The 2,803-nt window shown below is 27.8% G+C and carries 1 protein-coding gene; it reads right to left on the bottom strand.

Translation table 11 applies throughout. The features are described from left to right. Positions 1–1,142 precede the first annotated feature (1,142 nt). The gene (locus tag BW942_RS20650; RefSeq protein WP_000619331.1) at positions 1,143–1,973 is read right to left on the bottom strand and encodes a hypothetical protein; all 831 of its coding nucleotides are present in this window, start codon (positions 1,971–1,973) and stop codon (positions 1,143–1,145) included. Positions 1,974–2,803 lie beyond the last annotated feature (830 nt).

Here is a 2,803-nt window from a genome sequence, read left to right as displayed (position 1 = left end):
CTTTAGTTTATTTGGAAGAGATCGATTTCTTTTATGAAATTCTTGTTTTCGACTTACATTTTTGAAACCAATTGAAAATGTAAAAAATCTTCTATAACATTTAAATCTTGTATTTCCTTTTGTGACAAAATAATTTAAGAAATTTTTTATAAACCCAAAAAGGATGATTTCTAATTAAGTTTTTACGTGGAATTATTTATCTGCGGTTATCATAAAAATTAAAAGTCTATTTTATAAAGATTCTTAAAGTGATGGCTCCTACATTTAAAGTTATCTTAAGTCTTAGATTTTTTTGAATATTTGGTAATGTTGTAGTTCCTACAAATTATGTTTCTTTGAAAGGTTTAAGAATTTTCTAAATGAAGTAGTTTCTATAATTTTAGAATTTGTTTTTAAAGTTATGATTTGCAGTTCACATGTCATTTTACAGATAAATCCAAATTTTGTGGTAGTTCCCACATTTTAAAAATAGATCTCCAAAGTTCAGATTCCAATTTTTTTCAGGAAATGAATTATGGATTCTTTACGCTGAACTGATACTAGAATAGATTCTTTTGAATATTTGAATTTAATAGAGCGAAGTAGTTCCTACAAATTATATTTCTTTGAAAAGCTTAAGAATTTTAACTATCTTCTTTGTGGTTTATTTTCCGTATGAGTTCCTGCATTCTGGAACGACCTTGATTTCAAAATAAAAAACAACAAATTTCTGAGGGAAGTTTGATTATAGTTTCTAAATTTTAAAACCAAAAGACCTAGGATTATCACTCCCCTTTTATGAATCAGATTTTATTTATACCAAATCAACTTAAACTAAGTTCAATGTTAAAATATTGATTTTATGAAACTTAGCTTTTCTGAAAAACAAAATGTGGGAACTCATACAACTTTGAATTTTACAATAAAACTTTCAAAACGCCAGACAGGTTTGGTATAAAAGATAAAACTTTGAACAGATCAGCACGACTTAAATTGATAACGTTGCAGTTCCCAAAAATAATTCACAACTTATTTGGATGATTTAAATTTTTTGAACATTCTTTTTTGAAAGAATTTCTACACTTTTGAAAACAAGTTTAGAATTGAGTAAAAGAAATAAAAAACTGTCAAAAAGTTACAATCAAGACCGTGTTGTTGTGTGGTTACTTATAAATCAACTCGTGAGTTTTTTGAAGTTCCCATTTATTGTTTTGTTTCACGTGAAATGTAAAACTTTGAAGTAAATTATTGGAACTGTAATTCAATTGATTCTTTCTTTCCTGGTTACCTTGAACGTTCAGCCGAGTCAGTAATTTTCCTTTCTCATCGTATTCAAATTTTGTAGAAGCAATTTGTTTTTTCTCTTCATTATAAATGTTCTGAATGAATGCTCTTGGATTTTTTTCATCTTGAATCAGGTTAAATATTTCAATTTCTTTAGAATCAGACCAATTGGTCTGACCTGATTTTACAAAATCTTTGTCCCAAGAATTGATGTTTGATCTTAAAAGAAGTTTATTATCCTTATCAAAAACTTCCACAAGATTAATTTCTCCTTTCGGACTGTATTTAAACGTTTTTGTTTCGAGTAGAATATTATCTTTATCAAAGAGTTCTTCTCGAACTACTTTTCCATCTTTGTATTGAAAAATTGTAAAACCGTCTGTTTTTCCGTCAGAGTTTAAGTAGGATTCTTTAATGAGTTTTCCAGAAGAATTGTATTCATAAAGAGCAGAGTAGACTATCTTACCGTTCGCATTTTTAACGATTTCTTTTACGGGTCCATTTGAATTGTTTCCAAAAATATATTTATCTATGTGAGACCACTTACCTGGAGTAACACCTAAGATGATTTTCGGAAATAATAATAAAATATAAATCCAATACGAGATCGATGTAACGGATATATTTTTTGAGCTTAACGAATTGTTTTTATTCATTCTACAAAAGAAAATATGAATTCTGGAATAGGTCATAAGTAAAATTCGAATCATAGTACCTCTACTTTACAATCATCGGAAAACAATCAAAAAGATTAACCAGATAGAATGACAGAAAATCTTTTGATGGAAGAAAAAACTCAAAGGAAAAATACAAAAGAGATTTGGTAAAGAATAGGTTTATAAGATTGAATTTTTAGTTTTGCATATAAAATTCATTTCATTAGTTTATTTTACCAGAATACTATAAATGTAAGAACTTCCATTTATAGTATTTAACCTGAGTTTCGACTTAAGAAAAACTAAGAAGTTTTTTCTAAAAGTTATAGTCCTACATTCATTTATGGAGATGTTTGCTTTTAATTTTTAAAGACTAAGAACAGTAGAGTTTTTACATTCCAAAGTTTTACTGTAAAATACAGATTCGTGAGAGTTCCCACAGATTAAGTCTCATAATAAATTTTTAAACATTCATTTTTTGTGATTCGAGTTTGGGAGTTCCCACATTTATTTTATGGAAAATTGGTTTTTATAAAACAAATCTCTTAGGCCGAACTCATGTTATTGACGGTGAACTTTCAATATTCAGAATTTTTTCTATAAAAAGATGAAAGCTGGGTTCGAGGATAAAACATTTTATTTTTTATGTAAAAGTTTGTCCAAAATTCTAAACCTTTAGGAATATGTTTATTGGGTTACTTCGAGCGCCCTAAAACGCAACCCATAGGAAATCATAACAACTCTATAAGTTGAATAAGATCTTAGAATCAAAATTGAACTTAATTGAATACTAACCTAGTTACGTAAAAACGGACACCTTTTACTCAGCGAATGAGGTAAAGGTGAATATGAATAAGAAAGGAAAATACTCTCCGGAGTTTAAA

This window comes from Leptospira interrogans (assembly GCF_900156205.1).
Classification (GTDB): domain Bacteria; phylum Spirochaetota; class Leptospiria; order Leptospirales; family Leptospiraceae; genus Leptospira; species Leptospira interrogans.
Note: the sequence above shows the minus strand (reverse complement) of the source record. Positions and strands in the feature narration are given on the sequence as shown.